Here is a 23,163-nt window from a genome sequence, read left to right on the forward strand (position 1 = left end):
TTACCATGTCCGCAATGTCGATGCCCGCGAGGATGCTGCGCCTGCTGTCGCTGATGCAGGCCAGGCGCGACTGGTCCGGCGCCGAGCTGGCGCAGCGGCTGGGCGTGACCGACCGGACCGTGCGGCGCGACGTCGAGCGGCTGCGCGAGCTGGGCTACCCGGTCACCGGCACCACGGGCACCGCGGGCGGCTACCGGCTGGCGTCCGGCCGCGACCTGCCGCCGCTGCTGCTCGACGACGACGAGGCGGTCGCGGTGGCCGTCGGCCTGCGCACGGCCGCGGGCGTCGCCGGCGTGGCGGAGTCGTCCACCCGGGCGCTGGCCAAGCTGCACCGGGTGCTGCCCGCCCGGCTGCGGCACCGGGTGGCCGCGGTCGGCGACGCGATCGCGGTCATGGCGGTGGACGGGCCGGCGGCGGACCCGGCGACCCTGGGCCTGCTCGCGGCGGCCTGCCGGGACCACGAGGTCGTCGCGTTCACCCACCGGGGCGCGGAGCGCCGGGTCGAGCCGCGCGCCCTGGTCACCGCGGGCCGCCGCTGGTACCTGCTGGCCCACGACCCGTCGCGGGGGGACTGGCGCACCTTCCGGGTGGACCGGCTGGGGTCCCCGCGCGCCACGGGCCGCCGCTTCACCCCGCGCCCGCTGCCCGGCGACCCGGCCGAGCACGTGGCCAGGTCGCTGACCACGGCCCCGTACCGCCACACCGCCACGGCCCGCGTCCGGGCGCCCGCCGACGTCGTGCGCGCCCGCCTGCCGTTCGCCCTGCCCGGCCGGGTGGAGCCGGTCGACGGGGACACCTGCCTGCTGCGGCTCGGCGCGGACACCGTCGGCCCGATCGCCGCCGACCTCGCGCACGTCGAGGCCGACTACACCCTGGAGGACGCCTCGCCGGGGCTGCTCGACGCGCTGGCGGGGGTGGCGGCCCGGCTCACCGGTGGGCGGCCTGCCCCACCGGCCGCACCAGGATCTCGTTGACGTCGACCGTCGACGGCTGGCCCACCGCGTACAGCACGGCCCGCGCCACGTCCTCCGGTGCCAGCTTCGGGTCGGCCGCCCGGGACGCCGGGATGGCCTCGGTGGCGGTCAGCCCCGGCTGCACGAGCGTGACCCGCACCCCGGTGCCCACGCACTCGGCGCGGATGGCCTGCGCCAGCCCGGTCACCGCCCACTTGGTGGCCGAGTACAGGCTCCCGGCCCGCACCCCGCGCCCGGCCGCCGACCCGGTCAGCACCAGGTGCCCGCCGCTGCGGACCAGCGCGGGCAGCGCCGCCCGCGCGGTGAACGCGGGCCCGCACACGTTGGTCAGCACCATGTCGGACCACTCGGCGGGCGGCGCGCCGCCGGTGCCCGCGAAGGAGGTGTCCACGCTGGTGCCCGCGTTGGCGAACACCGCGTCCAGCCGGCCCCACTCCCGCTCGACCCGCGCCACCAGCGCCTCGACCTGCTCGTACACCCGCACGTCGCACGGGGCGACCATGGCCCGGTCCGGCCCGCCCAGCGAGGCGGCGAGGTCGGTCAGCGCGGCCGCGTCGCGCGCCGCCAGCACCAGCCGGTAGCCCGCCTCGGCCGCCAGCCGCGCGGTGGCCGCCCCGATGCCGCGACCGGCGCCCGTCACGAGGAACACCCCTGCTTCCACGGGGGCAGGCTACTGCTGTTTGGATCAAGCCACTGCCTCGAAGGCAACACAACGGCCCGCGCCGGCGTCTTAAGTGCGTATCCACTGATTGGGGGCACATGGACATCAACCGCAGGTTCGCACTCGGCCTGGGCTCGGTCGCGGCGGCCTCGGCCGTGGTCGGCACGGCGGGCACGGCGCAGGCCCAGGAGACGGATGCGGAGTGGGACGCGTTGATCCCGACCACGGCGGACCTGGCCAGGCGCAAGATCGCCCGCAAGTACCAGCGGCAGGTCGCGTGGGCGGGCGGCACCTGGTCGGCGCACATCGGCGTGGCCGACCCCGACGGCGTGGTCGAGCCCGCCGTCGAGGCGGAGGCCGACCGGGTCGTCGAGGCGTACAGCGTGAACAAGGTCGCCGTCGCCGTGGCGGTGCTGGACAAGGTCGACCGGGGCCTGATCACCCTGGACCAGCGGGTCGAGGTGACCGACGCGATCGTCATCCGCGACACCGACGGCATCTTCGCCCTCGACGGCGCCTACCCCAGCTCGGTCACCGTCGGCCACGCCCTGGCGGCGCTGCTGACCGTGTCGGACAACACCGCCGTGCGGCTGTGCGGGCTGGTCGTGCCCGCGCTGGAGCTCAACGAGATCCTGCGGGGCAAGGGCTTCGTGCACACGCAGGTCGTCCCGGTGGCCAACCCGAACCGGTTCTTCCTGGGCACCACCACGCCGCGCGAGACGTCCACCCTGCTCACCCGGCTGGCCGCGGGCGAGCTGCTGTCCCCGGCGTCCACGCGGCACCTGCTGACCGTGCTGCGGTCGCTGACCTCGTTCACCGACGGCATCCGGCTCAACCTGTCGTCGCAGGAGCGCCTGAACGTGGCCACCAAGGCGGGCTGGTTCGAGGACGGCCGCAACGAGGCGGGCATCGTCTTCGACGCCAACGGCAAGCCGGTCGTCACCTACGCCCTGTTCGCCTCGGGCCGGTTCCGCGGCGACCAGGCCGTGAACGCGGACAACTACAGCGCCACCCACCCGGCGCTGCGGGCCCGCGCCGAGCTGGGCCGCACCCTGTACGACTCGGTGCTGCGCATCACCAACGACGCGGCCCACGCGTACCGGGCGCAGCCCTATCGCGCCTGGAAGGGCGGCAACTGAAAAATCGACGTATCCACGGCCGCCCGCCGCCCTCCTTCCTCACAAGGGGGAACGGCGGGGGCCCGGCCCGCCCCGCGCGCGTCGCGGGGCCGGCCGGTCGCCAGTCGGGGAGGGGTCGTCCCGCCAGGGGGTTGCGGGCAGCCGGTCGTGGCCGCCGTCCACGACCGGCCCCCACCCCGTGGCGTGCCGCTTCACCAGCTCGGCCACCACGCGGTCCGCGGGCAGCTCCCACACCGCCTCGTTGAACACCTCGACCTCCACGAACCCGGCGTAGCCCGCCGCGCGCACCAGCGAGGTCAGGCCCACCAGGTCGATGTGCCCGTCACCGGGCAGGCCGCGCCCCAGCAGCACGTCGGCGGGCAGCGGCGTGACCCAGTCGCACACCTGGTAGGACAGGATGTCCGCGCCGGCCGCCGCCACCGACGCCGCCAGCGCCGGGTCCCACCAGACGTGCAGGGCGTCCACCACGACGCCGACCGCGGCGTGCGGCGCGGCCAGCTCCAGGGCCTGCGCCAGCGTGGAGACGACCCCGCGGTCGGCGCAGAACACCGGGTGCATGGGCTCCAGCGCGAGCCGGACCCCGGCGTCGGCGGCGTGGGGCGCCAGCACCTCCAGCGCACCGGCCACCCGGTCCCGCGCGCCTGCGAGGTCGCGCCCCTGCACGCCGCCGGGCACCAGCACCAGGCACTGCGCGCCCAGCGCCGCGGCCTCGTCGATCGCCCGCCGGTTGTCGTCCAGGCGCTGGTCGGCACCCGTGAAGAAGCCGCCGCGGCACAGCGACGACACGGTCAGCCCGGCCTGCCGGACCAGCGCGGCGGTGCGCTCCACCCCGTGCTCGTGGACGGGTTCGCGCCACAGCCCGACGCCCTCCACGCCGTGCCGCGCGCACGCGTCGACCACCTCGGGCACGGACGCCCGCTTCACCGTGGCCTGGTTCACCGAGAGCTTCACGTCAGCACGCCCAGCAGGTTCGCCCAGCGCGCGGCCGCCAGGTCCGGGTCGGGCAGCAGGCCGGCCAGGTCGGCCAGCCGCAGCGCCTCGCCGAGGTGCACCACGTCCCGCGCGGACTGGAGGCCGCCGACCATGGCGAACGAGTCCTGGAACCCGGCCAGCCAGGACAGGAACACCACACCGGTCTTGTAGTGGTAGGTGGGCTGTTGGAACAGGTGGCGGGACAGCGCGACGGTCGGTTCCAGCACCTCGTGGTAGCGCGCGAGGTCACCGGCGTCCAGGGCGCCCAGGGCCTCCGCCGCCGCGGGCGCGATGACGTCGAAGATGCCCAGCAGGGCGTCGCTGTGGCCGACGTCGTCGCCCGCGATCAGCTCCGGGTAGTGGAAGTCGTCCCCGGTGTAGCAGCGCACGCCCTCGGGCAGGGCGCGGCGCAGCTCCACCTCGTGCCCCGCGTCCAGCAGGGACACCTTCACCCCGTCCACCCGGTCCGGGTAAGCCTTGACCAGGTCGAGGAAGTGGCCGGTGGCCTCGGGCACGTCGGTCGAGCCCCAGTAGCCGGCCAGCAGCGGGTCGAACGCCGGGCCGAGCCAGTGCAGGATGACGGGTCGGTCGACCTCCTCCAGCAGCGCGGCGTACACCCGCTGGTAGTCCTCGGGCCCGCGGGCCCGGGCGGCGAGCTTGCGGCTGCACATCAGGATCGGCTGCGCGCCCGCCTCGCCGACCACCTCCAACTGCTCGCGGTAGGCGGTCAGCGGGTCGTCGGTGCCGTGGTCGGTGCCGACCCCCGCCGCCAGCCTGCCCCCGGCCACCGCGGCGGTGCGCCGGACCAGCTCCGCGGCCGCGGCCCAGTCCAGCCCCATGCCGCGCTGGGCGGTGTCCATGGCCTCGGCGACGCCGAACCCCAGGTCCCACAGCCGCACCCGGTGGGCCAGCGTGGCGTCCCAGTCCAGCACGGCGGGCGCGCCGGGCCCGTTGCCCGCGAACGGGTCGGCGACCACGTGCGCCGCCGCGAACGCGACCCGCGACGCGAACTTCCCACCTTCCCCCGCGCTCCCCGCGCCCTTCTCCCCCTCCGCCCCCTTCTTCCCTCCCGCGCCCCTCTCCCCCACTCCGCTCTCCCCCACCCGGCTCTCCCCCACCCGGCTCTCCCCCACCCGGCTCTCCCCCGCTCCGCTCCTCCCCACCCCGCGCAGCTCGTGGTCGTGGAACGAGCCGTCGCGGCGGGGCAACCGCACCACCGTCACGCCGGCACCTCGATCCGCCGCCCCGTGCGCGAGGACTCCAGGCCCAGCGCGGCCAGCCGGACGCCCCGCGCACCGGAGCGGAAGTCGTGCCGGAAGGGCGCGTCGGCGACGACGTGCCGCAGGAACTCCTCCCACTGCACCAGGAACCCGTTGTCGAACACCTCGTTGTCGGGCACCTCCTGCCACAGCGCGCGGAAGTCGATCGACGAGGGCACGTCCGGGTCCCACACCGGCTTCGGGGTGATCTCCCGGGGTTGGACCACGCAGTTGCGCAACCCCGCCACGGCGCTGCCGCGGGTGCCGTCCACCTGGAACTCGACCAGCTCGTCGCGGTGCACCCGCACCGCCCAGGAGGAGTTGACCTGCGCCACCACGCCGCCGGCCAGCTCGAAGATCGCGTAGGCCGCGTCGTCGGCGGTGGCGTCGTACCGGGTGCCGCCCTCGTCCCAGCGCTCGGGCACGTGCGTGACGGCGCGGGCGGTGACCGCCTCCACCGGCCCGAACAGGCCCTCCAGCAGGTAGCTCCAGTGGCAGAACATGTCCACGACGATCCCGCCGCCGTCCTGCGCCCGGTAGTTCCAGCTCGGCCGCTGCGCGGGCTGCCAGTCGCCCTCGAAGACCCAGTAGCCGAACTCGCCGCGCACCGAGAGCACGCGGCCGAAGAACCCGCCGTCGACCAGCCGCCGCAGCTTGCGGATGCCGGGCAGGTACAGCTTGTCGGCCACCACGCCGTGCTTGACGCCGGCCGCGTCGGCCAGCCGGGCCAGCTCCTCGACCTCCCCGGGCGAGGCGGCGACCGGCTTCTCGCTGTAGACGTGCTTGCCCGCCGCGATCGCCCTGGACAGGGCCCCGACGTGCGCCGAGGTGACCTGCGCGTCGAAGTAGACCTCGACCCCGGGGTCACCCAGCGCGGCGTCCAGGTCGGTGGTCCAGCGCGCCAGGTCGTGCCGCCGGGCGATCTCCTCCAGCTTGTTCGCGTTGCGCCCCACCAGGATCGGCTCGGGCACCACCAGGTCGTCACCGACCCGCACCCCGCCGCGCTCCCGGATCGCCAACACCGACCGCACCAGGTGCTGCCGGTACCCCATGCGCCCGGTAACCCCGTTCAGCACGACCCCAACAGTCCGCACCGCCACCACACCACCCCACCTATCCGGAAAGCGCTTTCCACAAGCTACGTCCCCCACCCCCCACCGTCAACCAACCCACCCCACCCCCACGCGTGTCCTCCACTCAGACACCGCGTGTCCTCCACTCAGACACCGCGAGTCGAACCTCCAGAACCGTCGTGTCGAACCTCCAGAACTCCCGAATTCCACATTCGGCTCCCCACGACCACGTCCCAACCGGGCCCGAATGTGGAACTCGGGGGTCCCGAGGGTTCGACACGACGGGCCTGAGCGTTCGACTCGCGGTGTCCGAACGGAGGACACGCGGGGTCGGAGTGGAGGACACGCGGGGTTGGGGCGGGGGGTGGGGGGTGGGGATCGTTTAGGCTCGCCAGTTCGGGGACGGTGAGGAGGCGGCGGTGGCGTCGCGGCAGGTCACGCTGCAAGAGGTGGCGAAGAGCGCGGGTGTGTCGCTGGCCACCGCGTCGCGCGTGCTCAACGGCAGCACGCGCCAGGTGAGCGCCGAACTGCGCGAGCGCGTGCTGGGCACGGCGCGGGAGCTGGGCTACCTGCCCAACGCCTCCGCGCAGGCGCTGGCCCGCAACTCCAGCGTGCTGGTGGGGCTCGTGGTGCACGACATCGCCGACCCGTACTTCTCCAGCATCGCGGCGGGCGTGACCCGGGTCGCCGAGGCGGCCGGGCTGGTCGTGGTGCTCGGCACCACCAACCGCGACCCGCGCCGCGAGGTCGAGCTGGTCAACACCCTGCGCGCCCACCGCGCCCGCGCCCTGGTCATCGCCGGCAGCCGCACCACCGACCGCCGGGCCAGCGCCCGCCTGACCGAGGAGATCGGCGCGTTCACCGCCCAGGGCGGCCGGGTGGCGTGCGTCTCGCAGGCGAAGCTGGGCGCGGACACCGTGGTGCCCGCCAACCGGTCCGGGGCACGGGCGCTGGCCCGCCGCCTCACCGAGCTGGGCCACCGCCGGTTCGCCGTGCTCGCGGGCCCCGCCGACCTGCTCGCCGCCCGCGACCGCGTCGCCGGCTTCAAGGCCGGCCTGGCCGACGCGGGCGTGGACCTGCCCCCCGAGAACGTCATCACCTGCGGTTTCACCCGTGACGGCGGTCACGCCGCAGTGGCCGACCTGCTCGCCGCCCGCACCGGCGCGACCTGCGTGTTCGCCGTCAACGACGTGATGGCGATGGGTGCCATGGCGGCGCTGCGCGAGCACGGGCTCGGCGTCCCCGACGACGTCTCGGTGGCCGGTTTCGACGACATCCCCACCCTGCGCGACCTGGTCCCGGCCCTGAGCACGGTGCGCCTGCCGCTGGAGCAGATGGGTGAACGGGCCGCGCGCCTGGTCCTGGACGAGCCCGGTGACGAGCCGCGCACGGTCCGGGTGGCCGGCGAGGTGGTGCTGCGCGCCAGCACGTCCCCACCTGGCGCTACCGGGCTGCGGTAGGCGCCGGCTACTCTCTAAACTGGACACCCGTTCGACCACCCCTCACGAGGAGTGATCCCTTCCGTGCGCGACGCGCAGTCCCCGGGCTGCAGTACCGAGCCGGGTCCGATACCCGGCTGCCAGCCCCGCCCGCCCCGTGACGGGGGCCTCGCATGACCATCGTCCTCAGCCTGCTCGGCCTGGTCGCCGTGGTGGTGCTCACCGTCGGCACGTTCATCGCGGTCGCGGCCGAGTTCTCCCTGACCGCCCTGGAGCGCAGCACCGTCGAGTCGCACGTCGCCGCCGTCGGCGACGCCAAGGCCCGCGCGGTCGACAAGGCCCACCGGTCGCTGTCCTTCCAGCTCTCCGGCTCGCAGCTGGCGATCACCATCACCACGCTCATCACCGGTTTCATCGCCGAACCGGCCATCGCCGAGCTGATCTCGCCCGCGCTGTCGGCCCTCGGCGTGCCGGACTCCGCGGTCGACCCGATCTCGCTGGCCGTCGCCCTGGCGGTGGCCACGTCGCTGTCGATGGTGTTCGGCGAGCTGGTGCCGAAGAACCTGGCCATCGCCAAGCCGCTGGAGACCGCCCGCGCGGTCGCCGGCGTGCAGGCCGGGTTCTCCTCGGTGTTCCGCTGGCTGATCAACGGCCTGAACGGCTCGGCCAACTGGCTGGTGCGCCGGATGGGCGTGGAGCCCGCCGACGAGCTGGCCTCGGCCCGGTCGCCGCAGGAGCTGGGCGCCCTGATCCGGTCGAGCGCCGAGCACGGCACGATCGACGAGGGCACCGCGACCCTGCTGGACCGCTCCCTGCGCTTCGGCGACCGCACCGCGGACGAGCTGATGACCCCGCGCGTGCGGGTGGAGTCGCTGCGCTCGGACGCGACCGTGCTGGACCTGGTCGCCAAGGCGCGGGAGACGGGTTTCTCCCGGTTCCCGGTGCACCAGGGCGACCTGGACGAGGTGCGCGGGATCGTGCACGTCAAGCAGGCGTTCGGGGTGCCGCGCCACCAGCGGGCGACCACGCCGCTGTCGGCGCTGACCAGGCCGGTGCAGACGGTGCCCGCGACCCTGGAGGGCGACGCCCTGCTGGACCGGCTGCGCGCCTCCGGCCTGCAGACCGCGCTGGTCGTCGACGAGTACGGCGGCACGGCCGGCCTGGTGACGCTGGAGGACCTGGTCGAGGAGATCGTCGGCGACGTGCGCGACGAGCACGACCGCCGGGAGACCTCGCCGGTGCGCCCGCTGGGCCGCGACAGCTGGCTGGTGTCCGGCCTGCTGCGCGACGACGAGGTGGCCGAGGCGACCGGGTTCCGGATGCCCGAGGGCGACTACGAGACGGTCGCCGGCCTGGTCATGGCCCGGTTGGGCCGGATACCGGCGGCCGGTGACGAGATCCGGGTCGACGGCTGGCGGATCACCGTGGTGCAGATGGACCGGCACCGGGTGGCCGAGCTGCGGGTGGCCCGGGTGGAGCAGGAGGCCGCGCGATGAGCCCGCCGCGCGTGGTGGAGCCCGAGGTCGCGACGAGCCCGCCGCACGTGGCGGGGACGGGGGTCGCGCGATGAGCCTGCTGTTCGTGTTGCTGCTGGTGGCGGGCAACGCCTTCTTCGTCGGCGCGGAGTTCGCCATCATCACCGCGCGCCGCGACCGGCTGGAGGCGCTGGCCGAGCAGGGCAGCAGCCGGGCCCGGACGGTGATCCGGGCGGGCCGCGAGCTGCCGCTGCTGATCGCGGGCGCGCAGCTGGGCATCACGCTGTGCTCGCTGGGCCTGGGCGCGCTGGGCGAACCGGCCGTGGCGGCGATGCTGGAGGCGCCGTTCCACGGCGTCGGCGTGCCGGACGCGGTGCGGCACGGCGTGGCCTTCGCGCTGGCGCTGGTCGTCGTGGTGGCGCTGCACACGGTGCTGGGCGAGATGGTGCCGAAGAACCTGGCCATCGCCGGCCCGGAGCGCACCGCGCTGCTGCTGGTGCCCGCGCACCTGTGGTTCTGCCGGCTGGTGGCGCCGCTGCTGCGCGCGTTCACCGTGGTGGCGACGGCGGTGCTCAAGCGGGTCGGCGTGACGCCGCGCGAGGAGCTGGAGTCGGCCTACACGCGGGACGAGCTGGCGCTGCTGATCGCGCAGTCGCGGCAGGAGGGCCTGCTGGAGGACTCCGAGCACCGGCGGCTGGCGCAGACGCTGTCGTCGGCGGAGCGCACCGTGGCCGACGTGCTGGTGCCGCTGGACCGGGTCACCTCGGTGTCGGCGCGGCCGACCATGGGCGAGGTGGAGGCCGCCGTGTCGGCCACCGGCTTCTCCCGGTTCCCGGTGCGCGACGAGGACCGGCTGATCGGCTACCTGCACGTCAAGGACGTGCTGGACATCGCGGACGCGGACCCGTCGACGCAGGTGCCGCCCGGTCGGGTGCGCGGCCTGCCGGAGGTGCCGGTGGACGCGCGGCTGGACGAGGCGGTCGGCGTGCTGCGGCGCGCGCAGAGCCACCTGGCGCAGGCCGTGTCGGCCGACGGGGTGACGCAGGGCGTGGTCGCGCTGGAGGACCTGGTCGAGGAGTACGTGGGCACCGTGCGCGACGGCACCCACGTCCGCCGGGAGCCGTGACGAGAGGGGTGGCGCCGGTACCTGGGGGTCACCGGCGCCACCCCCGGTCACGACGCCGAGCGCACCTCGGGCACGTGGACCGGCACGCCTGCCTCCAGCACCGGGTGCTCCAGCGGCGGCACGCTGACCAGTTCCAGGTCGTGCTCCGCCGCCCGGTCGAGGGCCGCCACCACCCACGACTCGAAGTCGGCGTTCGCCGCCGCGGCGGCCCGGCGCCACCGGTCCACCGCCTCGCTGGCCGCGCTGACCCGCGGCAGCACCGCCCGGTAGGACCGGGAGTTCGGGTCCCGGCTCTCGCGCAGCGCCCGGCGCAGCGCGGTGCGCGACCAGCTCTCCCGCTCGGCGCGGTCCAGCCACCGGTCCTGCTCGGCGGGCGGCAGGGCCGCGACCTCCGCGTGGTGCTGGAACGGCAGGCCGGGCCGGCGCCGGGACGGCTCGAACTTCCGCGCGATCCACGCGTAGTTGCGCAGCGTCTGGTAGTCCAGGCCGACCGCCTCGACCGCCCGCCGGTACCGGTCGGTGTACTTGTCCTGCCCGAACACCAGCCAGTCGCCGAGGTACCACGCGGAGGAGCTGGCGATCCGCGAGATCCGCTTGCCGGCCTGCTCCCACGACTCGAAGGTGACGTCACGCGGGAACGCGAGCCCCACCGGCGTGGTGAGGATCCGGTTCTCCACGGGACCGACGGGCCGTCTGCGCTGCAGTGGTGCGTTCACATTGTTCACTGGTTCCCCCCATGTGTCCGCTTTCGGACTCCTGCCTACTCGGGGGCACTCACACACCAATCATCTTCCGCTCACACCTCCGACGTGTGCGTGCACCTGCCCGTGCAGGCGCCCGTGCACGGGCGGGCGTGAACCCGATCGGCCCCTCCGGCGGAGTACCGGTGACCGCCCGCCACCGGGAGAAAGCCGGAAAGGGAACCATGACACCAACCGACGCCGAGGTCATCGCGAGGTCCGGGCAGGAGCCGGGCGCGTTCGCGGTGCTCTTCGACCGGCACGCCGCGCACGTCCGGCGCTACCTGGCCCGCAGGCTGGGCGACCAGGTCGCGGACGACCTGGTCGCCGAGACGTTCCTCGTCGCGTTCGACAAGCGGGGCCGCTACGACCGGGACCGGCCGGACGCCCGGCCGTGGCTCTACGGCATCGCCACGAACCTGGTCGGGCAGCACCGCCGCGCGGAGGCGCGCCGCTTCCAGCACGCCGCCGCCACCCCGCCGGCCGCCGCCGAGCAGGACCACGCCGACCGGGTCGCCGCCGAGGTGACCGCGGGCGCGGTGCGGTCGGCGCTGGTCGGCGCGCTGGGCGGGCTGGCACCGGAGGACCGGGACGTGCTGCTGCTGGTCGCGTGGGAGCAGCTGAGCTACGAGGAGGTCGCGGCGGCGCTGGCCGTCCCGGTCGGCACGGTCCGCTCCCGGCTCCACCGGGCACGGCGCAAGGTCCGGCAGGCGCTGGGCGGGCAGAACCCCACCGAGGTCGAGGAGTTGCTGAGCAATGGATGATCTTCAACTGGTGCGCGGGCTGGGCGACGAGACGCCCCTGCCCGACGCGGCGGCGCTGGCGCCGGCGCGGGCGAAGTTCCTGGCCGGGGTCGCCGAGCGCACCGCGCCGCGACCGCGCCGGGCCCGGTTCGCCCTGGTCGGGGCGTCCGCGGTCGGCCTGGCCGCGGCCGCGGCGGCGGTGGTCGCCCTGGTGCCCGGGACGGAGCCTGCCGGCCCTGGTGGCGGTGGGGTGGCGGTGTCGAGCGCCGCGGAGGACCCGACCGGCGACCCGGTGCGGCTGCTCTCCCACGCCGCGCGCGTGGCCCGCGCCGAACCGGCCGTCGAACCGAGGGCGGACCAGTTCGTCTACACGCGCAGCCGGAACCGGCAGGGCGAGCGGGAGATCTGGCTCTCGGTCGACGGCACCCACGACGGGCTGCTGCGGCAGCAGGGCGACCAGATCCCGTTCCCGGGGTGCCGCGACGGGCGGCGGGCCGTCTACAAGGGGCCGGAGCCGCTGCCCGGGGTGACCGAGCCGTGCGAGCCGAGCCCCGCGTACCGGCCGGACCTGCCGACCGACGTGGACGGCATGCTGGCCTACCTGGGTGCGAACGCCAGTGGTGAGCCGGGCAGCGTCAACTCGCGCGGCAAGGACGTGTTCGCGCTGATCAGCGAGCAGCTGCTGATGCCGGCGTCCCGGGCGGCGCTGTTCGAGGCGGCGGCGCGGACACCCGGGCTGAGCGTGGTGGGGGACGCGCGGGACGCCTCCGGGCGGCCCGGGGTCGGCATCACCTGGCCGACCCCGCCGGGGTCCGATCCGCGGGCGGAGCCGGTGGTGGTCGTGTTCGACCGGACCAGCTACGAGCTGCTGGGCACGAACTCCAGCGCGATCCTGGAGCAGTTCGTGGTGGACGCGGCGGGGCAGGGGCTCTGATCGGCGGGGTGGGACCGGCGGGCCCGGTCCCACCCGACTACGGTTTGCCGGGTGAACCCGCACGAGGACGACGAAGAGGACGACTTCGACCCCGAGGACGAGGACGACTTCGACGAAGAGGACGACGAGGACGACGACCTGTTCGGCGTGACGTCGGACGCCCGCACGATCTGCCACCTGTGCGGCGGGGCCGGTTTCATCGCCAACCCGACCGCGGCGGTCATCGGCGGCGTGCCGCGCACGGTGGACAACGGCCGGGAGTGCCCGCACTGCAACGGCGCGCGCAAGTTCCCGGGCCTGGTGCCGCCGCTCTAGCGGTTCGGACGGGGCTCTGACGGCCGGGGACGCCGCCACGCGCGAAGCCGCCGGCCTGGACGCCGGGCCGCCCCGTCACACCCCCACCACACCCCCCGCCGCCAGGCGCCGCGCCTCCTCCCGCTCCGCCTCGGAGAACGCCCTCGGCGACAGCCCCACCAGGGCGACGACCAGCGCGCCGAGCTGGACCAGCGCGGCAGCCACCCACACCTCCCGCAGCCCGAACCCCGCCGCCACCAGCCCACCGGCCAGCGCGCCCAGCGGCGTCAGCCCCCACGCCAGCGCCCGGTGGCTGGTCAGCACCCGCCCCAGCAGCCCGGCCGGGGTGAAGCGCTGGCGGCTGGACTGCGAGCACACGTTCCACACCATCACCACCGCCGACTCCGCGAACGCCACCGCGGCGACCGCCCACGGCCACGGCGGCAGCACGGCCATCAGCGCCGCGCCCACCACCATGCCGACCTGCGCCCACCGCATCGCCCACGCGTACCCCAGCCGCGCGACCACCCGGCCCGTCACGAACGACGACGCGACCCACCCGGCCGCCATGGACGCCAGCAGCACGCCGTACCCGACCGGGCCCAGGTGCAGCACGTCCTGCGCGTACAGCACGAGCATCGCGTTCATCGCGCTGGCCGCGAACGACCCGAGCGCCACCGCCAGCGTGATCGACCGCAGCAGCCGCGTGCGCACCAGGTACCGCAGGCCCTCGCCGATGTCGCGCAGCGGGTGCCGGTCCGACGGCGGCACCGGCGCCGACCGCAGGCCCCTGACCAGCACGAGCGCCACCAGCGCGGCCACCACGGCCACCCACGCGGGCGCGCCGAGCCCGACGCCGACCAGCAGGCCCATCACCGGCGGCACGCCGAACTGCACGACACCCCGGTCGAGGACGATCATCCTGGTGTTCGCGGCGGGCAGCCGGTCCGGCGGCACCACCTCGGGCACCAGCGCGCCGGACGCGCCGTCGCCGAGCACCTGCGCCGAGGTCACCACGAACGCCACGGCCAGCAGCAGCGGCAGGCCCAGCCCGTCGACCAGGCCCGCGACCCCGACCACCAGCGCCGCGCACAGCTGCACCAGGTAGGCCGCGGCCAGCACCGCGCTGCGCCGCACCCGGTCGATCAGCACCCCCGCGAACAGCGAGAACAGCAGCCACGGCGCCTGGCCGACCACGTTGACCAGCGACACCTGCCGCGGGTCGTCGGTGATCGTGGTCGCCAACCACGGCAGCAGCGTCACCATCAAACCCTCGGCCACCGACCCGGACACCGCGACGGCCTGGAGCCGCACCCACCCCCTGGACATGACCGACACCCTGCCAAGCGCGACCGCCCGCCGGCGACCTTTTAGCGTGGGGTGAACCCCGGCCAGTACCCTGGTGACGTGGGGGAAGTCCTGTCCGAGGCCGAGTGGACCGCGCGCCGCGACGCGCACGCGGCCCGCGTGCGGCGGTGGACCGGCCCGCACCACGAGCGCCGCGCCGCCGGCCGCAAGCACCCGGTGCTCGACTTCCTGTTCTCCTACTACTCCCACCGCCCCTCGCGGCTGGAGCGCTGGCACCCGGGCCCCGGCGTGGTGCTCGAAGGCGACGCGGCACGTGCCTACCTGCGGTGGCCGCTCTACCGGGAGACCGGTGACGGGGTGACCCTGGACGTGGCGGCGTTCGCGCGGGAGCGGGCGAGCACGATCGGGTTCGCCCGGCGGCTGCTCACCGCCACCGCGTCCCGCGCGCCCCGGCTGGGCTGCTTCGGCCTGCACGAGTGGGCGATGGTCTACCGGCAGCGACCCGACGAGGTGCGGCACAACGCGTGGCCGCTGCGGCTGGGCAGCTCCGGCACGGACGCGGTGGTCGAGTCGCAGCGGGTGCAGTGCGGGCACTTCGACGCGTTCCGGTTCTTCACGCCCGAGGCGCGGCCGCGCAACACCCTCCAGCCGACCCGCGAGACCCAGGTGGAGCTGGAGCAGCCGGGCTGCCTGCACGCCAACATGGACCTGTTCAAGTGGTCCTACAAGCTGGACCCGGCGACCCCGTCCGAGCTGGTCGCGGACTGCTTCGAGCTGGCCGTGCGAATCCGCGAGCTGGACATGCGGGCCAGCCCGTACGACCTGTCCGCGCTGGGCTACCGGCCGGTGCGGGTCGAGACGGCCGAGGGCCGGGCCGAGTACGCGCGGGAGCAGGCCGCGTTCGCCGAGGCCGCCGCACCGCTGAGGGCCGGGCTGATCGGGCTGACCGAGGTGCTGTCGCGCGAACCCGTGGCCGGCGGGTGACCACCCGTCACTTCACCGGATCCCCAAGCGCCACCTGTTAGCGTGGCCGCGGTCGGGATTCGCGCTCGTGGTCGACGCTGAGAGGGAAGACGATGTCTCGACACCGCGCGCTGCGGACGAAGGTGCGGCGCGGTATCGCCAAGTGGCCGGTCGCCATCGTCGGCCTGGTGGCCCTGGTGGTCCTCGGGTGGCTCGGCTGGACCTGGATCGGCGGCGTCGCCGAGCGCCGCGCCGCGGCCGAGGCCGGCGCGTGCGACGAGGGCGAGGCCGCCCTGCGGGTGTCCGCGGCGCCCAGCGTGGCCGAGGCGGTCAAGCAGGTCGCCGAGGAGTGGAGCAGGCAGCGGCCCGTCGTCTACGACCACTGCATCCGCGTCGAGGTGCAGTCGATCGACTCCGAGGTCGTGCTGGCCGGCCTCACCCAGGGCTGGGACGAGGAGAAGCTGGGCGCCCGCCCGCACGCGTGGGTCACCGACTCGACGCTGTGGGCGAACCGGCTCGGCGCGCAGGACGCGAGCCTGCTGGGCGCGGCACCCGAGTCCATCGCCTCCAGCCCCGTGCTGCTCGCCCTGCACCAGGACGCGGCGCAGGCGCTCCAGGCCGGTGACGGGTTCCGCTGGACCGACCTGCCGGACCTGACCGGCGCGGCCGACGGCTGGGGCCGGTTCGGCAAGCCCGAGTGGGGGCCGTTCCGGGTGGCCATGCCGGACCCGGCGACCAACGCCGCCACCGCGATGGCCGTGCAGTCCGCGCTGGCCGGGGCGAGCCCGGAGGGCAAGGGCCCGGTGACCACCGCGATGCTGGCGCTGGACCCGGTGAAGACCACGCTGGGCAAGCTGACCGCGGGCAAGCCGGCGCAGGCGCCCGCGGGCACGTGGGAGGCGCTGAACCTGCTGGCGGACACCACCGGCGTGGGCGAGGCCGGGTTCAGCGCGGTGCCCGTGTTCGAGGTCGACCTGTACCGGCACAACACCGGCAAGGACGGCGGCGCGGCGCCGCTGAACCCCCTGTACGGGGTGGCGGCGGGCGGGCCGACGCCGGTCGCGGACTTCCCGTTCGTGCCGCTGGCCGGTGACTGGGTCGGCGAGGCGCAGGTGCGGGCCGCGCAGGCGTTCCGGCAGTTCCTCAAGGAGGACCCGCAGCAGGCCATCCTGGCCCGCGCCGGGCTGCGGGTGGGCTCCACCACCGAGCGGCCCAAGCCGTCGCCGGGCGTGCGGTGGGCGGCGATCACCGACGAGCTGGCGCCCGCCGACGCCAACACCACCCAGCAGATCTCGGCCGCGTGGGCGGCCGCGGGCGACGGCCAGGTGGTGACCGTGCTGGTGGACACGTCCAAGTCGATGGAGGAACCCGGCGGCGACGGGCGCAGCCGGGTGGAGTGGGTCCGGCGGGCGCTGGCCGGGCAGGTCGAGCGGTCGGTGTCGGGTTCGCTGGGGCTGTGGGAGTTCTCCCGGCAGCTCGACGGCGACAAGCCGTACCGGCAGCTCGTGCCGACCGGGCCGGTGGCCGGTCAGCGGCAGGCGCTGCTCGACGGCGTGGCCCGGCTGGAGCCGCGGAGCGCCACGCAGCTCTACACCAGCGTGCTGGCGCTCTACGAGCACGCGCTGGCCAACTACCAGGACGGCAAGCGCAACCGGATCGTGGTGCTGACCGACGGCGCGAACGACGGCGGGCTGACGTTCGGCGAGCTGACGTCGCGGCTGGCGGAGGTCAGGCAGCCGGGCAAGGACGTCCCGATCAGCGTCATCGCCATCGGCCCGGACCCCGAGCGCGAACCGCTGGCCGAGCTGACCCGCGCCACGGGCGGCACCCTGTCGTTCGTCGAGGACGGCCGCGGCATCGACCCCGCCCTGGCCCAACTCCTGTCCGCCTGACCCCTCCGAACGCGGAACTCACCGGCCCCGAACGTTCGACACGCGCGCCCCGGACGTTCGACACGCGCGAGTCGAACCTCCGCGACCGTCGTGTCGAACGTTCGCGACCCCCGAGTTCTACGTTCGCGGGTGTCCGAGTGGAGGGCACGCGGTGTCGGAGTGGAGGACACGCGCGGGGTCAGGGGGTGTAGACGGCGAGGGTGGCGCGGAGGGTGTCGATCACGCGGGCGCGCAGGTCGGCGGGGGCCACGACCTCGACGTCCGGGCCCAGGCGCGCCAGGTCGACCAGGGCGTGGTCGGGCGACTCGACGGGGATCTCGACGGTGGTCCAGGCGCCTTCGGGGGTGACGCCCTCCAGGGCGCGGGAGGCGACCAGGCCCAGCAGGACGCGGGCGCGGCCCAGGCCCTCGGGGGTCAGCCGCACGGTCACGCGCATCGGGTACATGTGCCGCTCGAAACGCGCCGACCAGCCCGCCCAGAAGTCGGCCAGGTCGAAGTCGGGCGGCCGCTCGAACCCCTCGTCCAGCACGGTCGCCTCCAGCACGCGCGAGACGCGGTACGTGCGCAGGTCGTCGGTGCGCGCCACCAGGTACCAGAGGCCCGCCTTGAGCACCAGGCCCAGCGGCTCGGCGGTCCGCGACACCTCGACGTCGCTCCACCGCCGGTACCGCACCCGCACCCGCCGCTGCCGCCACACCGCGTCCGCGACCACCGCCAGGTGCGGCACGTCCTCGGCGCCCCGGAACCAGCCGGGCGCGTCCAGGTGGAACCGCTCGCGCACCCGCCCGGCCCGCGACCGCAGCTCCGGCGGCAGCGCGGCCAGCACCTTCAGCTGGGTCGCCGCCACCACCGCGCCCAGCCCCAGCTCGGCGGCCGGGCCGGGCAGGCCGGCCAGGAACAGCGAGTCGGCCTCCTCCGCGCTCAGCCCGGTCAGCCGCGTCCGGTAGCCGTCCACCAGCCGGTAGCCGCCCGCCGGGCCGCGGTCGGCGTACACCGGCACGCCGGAGGCACCCAGCGCCTCCACGTCCCGGTAGACGGTGCGGACCGACACCTCCAGCTCGTCGGCGAGCTGCCGGGCCGTCATCCGCCCGCGCGACTGCAACAGCAGCAACAACGACAACAACCGGCTGGCGCGCACCGCCCCAGTTCTACCTGACAGGAACTGTCAGCCACAGGGGGCAGCCTGAACCGCATGACGACGCACGCGACCGCCGCGGTCGAGATGAAGAGCTGGACCGAGCACACCTGGGACGGCCGACCGCACGAAGAGGTCACCGGCCCGAAGCAGACGACCGGCACCATGACCACGACCTACACCGGGGACCTGGAGGGCACGGGCGAGCTGCGGTTCCTGATGGCCTACCCGGACGACGAGTCCTGCGACTCGGTCGGGCACGAGGTGGTCACCGGCGTGCTGGCCGGCCGCGAGGGCACGCTGGTCCTCCGGCACGTCGGCGACTACCGCGACGGGGTGGCCCGCGCCGAGGTCACCGTGGTCTCGGCGGGCGGGGGGTTGAGCGGGCTGCGCGGGACCGGCCGGATCACCTGGCGGCACGGCGAACCGGGGCGGTTCGAGCTCGACCACGCGTTCTGAGCCGGTGGGGGAGCGGGTCCGGCCGCTCCCCCACCGATCCGACAGCCGGGCTCAGCCGCCGTAGGCCGAGACGGGCGGGCAGGAGCAGACCAGGTTGCGGTCGCCCTTCGCGCCGTCGATGCGCCGCACCGGCGGCCACGCCTTCACCGCGGTCGCGCCCGCCGGGAACACCGCCACCTCGCGGCTGTACGGGTGCTCCCACTCCCCCGTCACGCAGGCGGCCGTGTGGGGCGCGTTGCGCAGCGGGTTGTCGTCCCTCGGCCACTCGCCCGAGCCGACCCGGTCGATCTCGTGCCGGATCGCGATCATGGCCTCGACGAACCGGTCGATCTCGGCCAGGTCCTCGCTCTCGGTCGGCTCCACCATCAGCGTGCCCGCCACCGGGAACGACATGGTCGGCGCGTGCAGCCCGTAGTCGGCCAACCGCTTGGCCACGTCGTCCACGGTCACGCCGGTCGCCTTGGTGATCGGCCGCAGGTCGAGGATGCACTCGTGGGCCACGAAGCCGCCCTCGCCGGTGTAGAGCACCGGGAAGTGCTCGTCCAGCCGCCGCGCCACGTAGTTCGCCGCGGCCACCGCGGTCAGCGTCGCCCGGCGCAGCCCGTCGCCGCCCATCATCCGCACGTAGGCCCACGAGATCGGCAGGATCGACGCCGAGCCCCACGGCGCGGCGCTGATCGGGCCCACCCCGGTGGCGGGGCCGGCGGCCGGCTGGAGCGGGTGGTTGGGCAGGAACGGCGCCAGGTGCGCGCGCACGCCGATCGGGCCGACGCCCGGGCCGCCGCCGCCGTGCGGGATGCAGAACGTCTTGTGCAGGTTCAGGTGGGACACGTCCGAGCCGAACTTGCCGTACTGCGCCAGGCCGATCAGGGCGTTGAGGTTCGCGCCGTCGACGTACACCTGGCCGCCCGCGTCGTGCACCAGCCCGCACACCTCGCGCACGGTGTCCTCGTACACGCCGTGCGTCGACGGGTAGGTGATCATGATCGCGGCCAGGTCGTCGCGGTGGGCCTGGACCGTCTCGCGCAGGTGGGCGAGGTCGACGTTGCCCTTGTCGTCGCACTTGACCACCACGACGCGCATGCCGGCCATCACGGCGGACGCGGCGTTGGTGCCGTGCGCGCTGGACGGGATCAGGCACACGTCGCGGTCGGCGTTGCCGTTGGCGCGGTGGTAGGCGCGGATGGCCAGCAGGCCCGCGAACTCGCCCTGGCTGCCCGCGTTGGGCTGCAGCGACACCGCGTCGTAGCCGGTGACCTCGGCCAGCCACCGCTCCAGGTCGGCGATCAGCTCCAGGTAGCCGGCGGCGTCCTCGACCGGCGCGAACGGGTGCAGCTCGGCGAACTCCGGCCAGGTGACCGGCTCCATCTCGGCCGTGGCGTTGAGCTTCATCGTGCACGAGCCCAGCGGGATCATGCTGCGGTCCAGCGCCACGTCCTTGTCCGACAGCGACCGCAGGTAGCGCAGCAGCGCGGTCTCCGAGCGGTGGGTGTGGAACACCGGGTGGGTCAGGTAGTCGGAGGTGCGGCGCAGGTCGGCGGGGATGCCGTCGGCGGTGTCGGCGTCCAGGCCGTCCACGTCGGCCACGGTGACGCCGAACGCCTGCCACACCAGCCGCAGGTGCTCGCGCGTGGTGGTCTCGTCGCAGGAGATGGAGACGACGTCGTCGTCCACCCGCCACAGGTTCACGCCCAGCTCGCGCGCCGCGGCCACGACCTCGGCGGCCCGGCCCTCGACGCGGGCGCGCACGGTGTCGAAGAACTCGCCGTGCACCACCTCGACCCCGGCCTCGCACAGGCCGGCGGCCAGCACGGTGGCCATGCGGTGGGCGCGCGTCGCGATGGCCCGCAGGCCCTCGGGACCGTGGTAGACGGCGTACATCGAGGCGATCACGGCCAGCAGGACCTGCGCGGTGCAGATGTTGCTGGTCGCCTTCTCGCGGCGGATGTGCTGCTCGCGCGTCTGGAGCGCCAGCCGGTAGGCGGGGTTGCCGTCGGCGTCCACGGACACGCCGACCAGGCGGCCGGGGAGCTGGCGCTCCAGGCCCTGGCGGACGGCCATGTAACCGGCGTGGGGCCCGCCGAAGCCCATCGGCACGCCGAAGCGCTGGGTGGTGCCGACCACGACGTCCGCGCCGATCTCGCCCGGCGGGCGCAGCAGCGCCAGCGCCAGCAGGTCGGCGGCGACGACGGCCTGCGCGCCGGCCCGGTGGATCTCCTCGATCAGGCCCGCGTGGTCGCGGACCACGCCGGACGCGCCGGGGTAGGACAGCAGCACGCCGAAGAAGTCGCCGCCCAGGCCGAGGCCCTCCAGGCCCTGCGACAGGTCGGCGGTGACGACCTCGATGCCCAGCGGCTCGGCGCGGGTCTCGATGACCGCGAGCGTCTGCGGCAGCGTGTCGGCGTCGACCACGAACTTGTTCGACTTGGCCCGGCCGGCGCGGCGCACGAGCGTCATCGCCTCGGCGGCGGCCGTGGACTCGTCCAGCATGGAGGCGTTGGCCACGGGCAGGCCGGTCAGGTCGCCGACCACGGTCTGGAAGTTCAGCAGGGCTTCGAGCCTGCCCTGGGAGATCTCCGGCTGGTAGGGCGTGTAGGCGGTGTACCAGGCCGGGTTCTCCAGCACGTTGCGGCGGATCACCGGCGGCGTGGTGGTGCCGTAGTAGCCGAGGCCGATCATCTGGGTCATCGGGCGGTTGCGGGCCGCCAGGGCGCGCAGCTCGGCCAGTGCCTCGGTCTCGGTGGCCGGCGCGGGCAGGTCCAGCACCAGGTCGCGCTCGCGGATCGAGTCGGGCACGGCGTGCTGGGCCAGCTCCTCCAGGGAGCCGACGCCGATCACGTCGAGGATGCGCGCCAGCTCCGCGGGCCGCGGGCCCACGTGCCGGTCGGCGAAGGGGGTGCCGTGCTCAAGAGCGGCGAGGGGGATGCGGTCCTGCGTCATAAAGGCGCCTCCTGGGCTACGGGCACACTTCTGCCGTTGCCCTCCCCCTCTGTCTCCTGCCCGAGGTCGGGCGCCTGAGAGCTTCACCCGGCTGACACCGGGTTTGCACCGTCGGCGGGGTCGGAAACCGACCCGCTTTCCAGAGGCGTCTCACCCGCGCGGTCCTTGCGCCTGAGAGGTTCCGGGGAGGATTTGCTCCTTCGGCGCCGAGACTGGCTCGGACTCTCCCGCGCGGGATAAAGCGACTACCCGCGAATCGTACCTGGTAGGACCACCGCCGGTCCCCCCTGCGCGACGTGGATCTCATTGTTCGGGGCGGTCGGCGTTTGAACGGGTTTCGCGGCGGGCACCAGAGGGGTACCGGGCTGTAGCGCGCCCTCGACGCCCCGTGCCCGGAGCGCTTCCCCCCGGGTGCCCCCTTCGCCTGGCCCCCGGCCCTCAGCCGATGGCGCGGGTGCGCCGGCGGCGGGACAGCTCGTCGTCCGGGTTGGGCACGATCTCGGCGCCGTCCGCGCGCTCGGCGGGGAACTCGTGGATGGTGCCGCTGATCTCCCGCATGGCGCCGCTGACCGCGATGCCGAACACCCCCTGGCCGCCCTGGAGCAGGTCGACGACCTCCTCGGGCGAGGTGCACTCGTAGACGGTGGTGCCGTCGCTGAACAGCGTGATGCGGGCCAGGTCCTGCACGCCGCGGCGGCGCAGGTGGTCGACCGCCACCCGGATGTTCTGGAGCGAGACGCCGGTGTCCAGCAGCCGCTTGACGACCTTGAGGACCAGGATGTCCTTGAACGAGTACAGCCGCTGGCTGCCGGAGCCGTGCGCACTCCTTATGGTCGGGCTGACCAGGCCGGTGCGCGCCCAGTAGTCCAGCTGGCGGTAGGTGATGCCCGCGATCTGGCACGCGGCCGGGCCGCGGTACCCGACGAGTTCGTCCGGCAGCGAGGAGTCCGGGAACAGCTCGCCCTGTTCGCCGGAGCCGGACCCGGCCCGGATGATGGGCGCTTCCTCGACCACGCCTGCCTCCCCTCGGTCCGGCCACGACGACCGGCGACCAACGTGAAGCCGCCGCGGTGCCCGAATCACACCGTGGCAATTCACCTGAGCTCGACGGTAAGACCGCCTAGGGGGCAGGTCAACGCGACGCGCTGGGCGTGTCTGACCTCAACGTGAGGTAGAGGTTGAGAGAGTCGACCGACGTACGCCATTCGGGTGACGTTTAGTGATCGTTTAGCCGACCAGTGCTGACGTTGTGTAATCCGGACGTGTGACACCGAGGGGGTGGCACGCGGGGTTGATCCACAACGCACCGCACACGCCTACGAGGGGCTGGGACCACCGGTCGCGCCTCTCGTAGGTGTTACCCGCCCGCGGCGGGTGGAGGTCGGCCGCGCGAGGTTTGGCGGTGGGGGCGGGGGTGCGCTCCCGGTGGGGTCATCCGGTCACGATCGGGTCTTCTCGGGCGGGGCTCCCGGGCGGTCGGGGTGTCGGCGCGGGCAGCCGGGGGGCAGTGCGGAGGCGCGGCGTCGGCACGGGGTGTCGAGGTGTCGAGGTGTCGAGGTGTCGAGGTGTCGCGGTGTCGCGGTGCCGACCGCTTCGGCTGTCGACGGCAGGTCGGCGCAGCCGCCGGGCCCGCCCCG

20 protein-coding genes and 1 riboswitch are annotated in these 23,163 nt (G+C 74.6%); of the genes, 11 read left to right on the forward strand and 9 right to left on the reverse strand.

Going from position 1 to position 23,163, the window contains the following annotated elements:
* The first annotated feature begins 5 nt into the window (after positions 1-5).
* On the forward strand, positions 6-974 hold the full coding sequence (locus tag EKG83_RS36810) for a helix-turn-helix transcriptional regulator (RefSeq protein WP_063741242.1): 969 nt from the start codon (positions 6-8) through the stop codon (positions 972-974).
* Here the strand turns inward: EKG83_RS36810 and EKG83_RS36815 are convergent.
* Complete coding sequence (locus EKG83_RS36815; RefSeq protein ID WP_033427956.1) at positions 928-1,635, reverse strand: SDR family oxidoreductase; 708 nt, start codon at positions 1,633-1,635, stop codon at positions 928-930. The genes EKG83_RS36810 and EKG83_RS36815 overlap by 47 nt on opposite strands.
* Before the next feature lie 98 nt (positions 1,636-1,733).
* Between EKG83_RS36815 and EKG83_RS36820 the strand changes: the two genes are divergently transcribed.
* On the forward strand, positions 1,734-2,774 hold the full coding sequence (locus EKG83_RS36820) for a serine hydrolase (protein WP_153278690.1): 1,041 nt from the start codon (positions 1,734-1,736) through the stop codon (positions 2,772-2,774).
* A gap of 39 nt (positions 2,775-2,813) precedes the next feature.
* On the opposite strand, the gene EKG83_RS36825 is transcribed toward EKG83_RS36820, so the two are convergent.
* The 3 genes from EKG83_RS36825 to EKG83_RS36835 form a co-directional block, all read right to left on the reverse strand.
* Positions 2,814-3,725 (reverse strand): sugar phosphate isomerase/epimerase family protein, encoded by a 912-nt coding sequence (locus tag EKG83_RS36825; protein WP_063741243.1) that lies wholly within the window; start codon positions 3,723-3,725, stop codon positions 2,814-2,816.
* On the reverse strand, positions 3,722-4,723 hold the full coding sequence (locus EKG83_RS36830) for a DUF993 family protein (protein WP_407690802.1): 1,002 nt from the start codon (positions 4,721-4,723) through the stop codon (positions 3,722-3,724). The genes EKG83_RS36825 and EKG83_RS36830 overlap by 4 nt, the downstream gene beginning before the upstream one ends.
* A gap of 242 nt (positions 4,724-4,965) precedes the next feature.
* A complete protein-coding gene (locus EKG83_RS36835) occupies positions 4,966-6,057 on the reverse strand; it encodes a Gfo/Idh/MocA family protein (protein WP_051764499.1) in 1,092 nt (363 codons plus the stop codon).
* A 440-nt stretch (positions 6,058-6,497) separates the two neighbouring features.
* On the opposite strand from EKG83_RS36835, the gene EKG83_RS36840 reads away from it, so the two are divergent.
* The 3 genes from EKG83_RS36840 (at position 6,498) to EKG83_RS36850 (ending at position 10,118) form a co-directional block, all read left to right on the forward strand.
* Positions 6,498-7,538, forward strand: a complete 1,041-nt coding sequence (locus EKG83_RS36840) for a LacI family DNA-binding transcriptional regulator (protein WP_033427957.1) — start codon at positions 6,498-6,500, stop codon at positions 7,536-7,538.
* 152 nt (positions 7,539-7,690) lie between these two features.
* Positions 7,691-9,013: a hemolysin family protein gene (locus EKG83_RS36845; protein ID WP_033427958.1), complete on the forward strand. Its 1,323-nt coding sequence runs from the start codon at positions 7,691-7,693 to the stop codon at positions 9,011-9,013.
* Positions 9,014-9,083: 70 nt separating this feature from the next.
* The gene (locus EKG83_RS36850; protein WP_033427959.1) at positions 9,084-10,118 is read left to right on the forward strand and encodes a hemolysin family protein; all 1,035 of its coding nucleotides are present in this window, start codon (positions 9,084-9,086) and stop codon (positions 10,116-10,118) included.
* Between the two features lie 47 nt (positions 10,119-10,165).
* On the opposite strand, the gene EKG83_RS36855 is transcribed toward EKG83_RS36850, so the two are convergent.
* Positions 10,166-10,795, reverse strand: a complete 630-nt coding sequence (locus EKG83_RS36855; RefSeq protein ID WP_063741244.1) for an LmbU family transcriptional regulator — start codon at positions 10,793-10,795, stop codon at positions 10,166-10,168.
* Between the two features lie 248 nt (positions 10,796-11,043).
* Between EKG83_RS36855 and EKG83_RS36860 the strand changes: the two genes are divergently transcribed.
* Genes EKG83_RS36860 through EKG83_RS36870 form a run of 3 tightly spaced genes read left to right on the forward strand, consistent with a single transcriptional unit; the run spans position 11,044 to position 12,850 of the window.
* The gene (locus EKG83_RS36860; RefSeq protein WP_033427960.1) at positions 11,044-11,622 is read left to right on the forward strand and encodes an RNA polymerase sigma factor; all 579 of its coding nucleotides are present in this window, start codon (positions 11,044-11,046) and stop codon (positions 11,620-11,622) included.
* Positions 11,615-12,535: a CU044_5270 family protein gene (locus tag EKG83_RS36865; protein ID WP_033427961.1), complete on the forward strand. Its 921-nt coding sequence runs from the start codon at positions 11,615-11,617 to the stop codon at positions 12,533-12,535. The genes EKG83_RS36860 and EKG83_RS36865 overlap by 8 nt, the downstream gene beginning before the upstream one ends.
* Positions 12,536-12,586: 51 nt before the next feature.
* Positions 12,587-12,850, forward strand: a complete 264-nt coding sequence (locus EKG83_RS36870; protein ID WP_033427962.1) for a hypothetical protein — start codon at positions 12,587-12,589, stop codon at positions 12,848-12,850.
* 75 nt (positions 12,851-12,925) lie between these two features.
* Here the strand turns inward: EKG83_RS36870 and EKG83_RS36875 are convergent, their stop codons facing one another.
* A complete protein-coding gene (locus EKG83_RS36875) occupies positions 12,926-14,158 on the reverse strand; it encodes an MFS transporter (RefSeq protein ID WP_033428078.1) in 1,233 nt (410 codons plus the stop codon).
* A 78-nt stretch (positions 14,159-14,236) separates the two neighbouring features.
* Between EKG83_RS36875 and EKG83_RS36880 the strand changes: the two genes are divergently transcribed.
* A complete protein-coding gene (locus EKG83_RS36880; protein ID WP_051764503.1) occupies positions 14,237-15,121 on the forward strand; it encodes a hypothetical protein in 885 nt (294 codons plus the stop codon).
* Between the two features lie 92 nt (positions 15,122-15,213).
* Complete coding sequence (locus EKG83_RS36885; RefSeq protein WP_033427963.1) at positions 15,214-16,992, forward strand: substrate-binding domain-containing protein; 1,779 nt, start codon at positions 15,214-15,216, stop codon at positions 16,990-16,992.
* A gap of 178 nt (positions 16,993-17,170) precedes the next feature.
* On the opposite strand, the gene EKG83_RS36890 is transcribed toward EKG83_RS36885, so the two are convergent.
* On the reverse strand, positions 17,171-18,130 hold the full coding sequence (locus EKG83_RS36890; RefSeq protein ID WP_033427964.1) for a helix-turn-helix transcriptional regulator: 960 nt from the start codon (positions 18,128-18,130) through the stop codon (positions 17,171-17,173).
* A 54-nt stretch (positions 18,131-18,184) separates the two neighbouring features.
* On the opposite strand from EKG83_RS36890, the gene EKG83_RS36895 reads away from it, so the two are divergent.
* A complete protein-coding gene (locus tag EKG83_RS36895) occupies positions 18,185-18,586 on the forward strand; it encodes a DUF3224 domain-containing protein (protein ID WP_051764505.1) in 402 nt (133 codons plus the stop codon).
* Positions 18,587-18,637: 51 nt separating this feature from the next.
* On the opposite strand, the gene gcvP is transcribed toward EKG83_RS36895, so the two are convergent.
* Both gcvP and EKG83_RS36905 read right to left on the reverse strand, forming a co-directional pair.
* Positions 18,638-21,526 carry an aminomethyl-transferring glycine dehydrogenase gene (gcvP, locus tag EKG83_RS36900; protein ID WP_033427965.1) on the reverse strand — a complete coding sequence of 963 codons (2,889 nt, stop codon included), beginning with the start codon at positions 21,524-21,526 and terminating at the stop codon, positions 18,638-18,640.
* Between the two features lie 149 nt (positions 21,527-21,675).
* A riboswitch (glycine riboswitch) is annotated at positions 21,676-21,766 on the reverse strand.
* Between the two features lie 198 nt (positions 21,767-21,964).
* Complete coding sequence (locus EKG83_RS36905; RefSeq protein WP_033427966.1) at positions 21,965-22,540, reverse strand: MerR family transcriptional regulator; 576 nt, start codon at positions 22,538-22,540, stop codon at positions 21,965-21,967.
* Positions 22,541-23,163: the final 623 nt, after the last annotated feature.

It is taken from the genome of Saccharothrix syringae (assembly GCF_009498035.1).
Lineage (GTDB): Bacteria > Actinomycetota > Actinomycetes > Mycobacteriales > Pseudonocardiaceae > Actinosynnema > Actinosynnema syringae.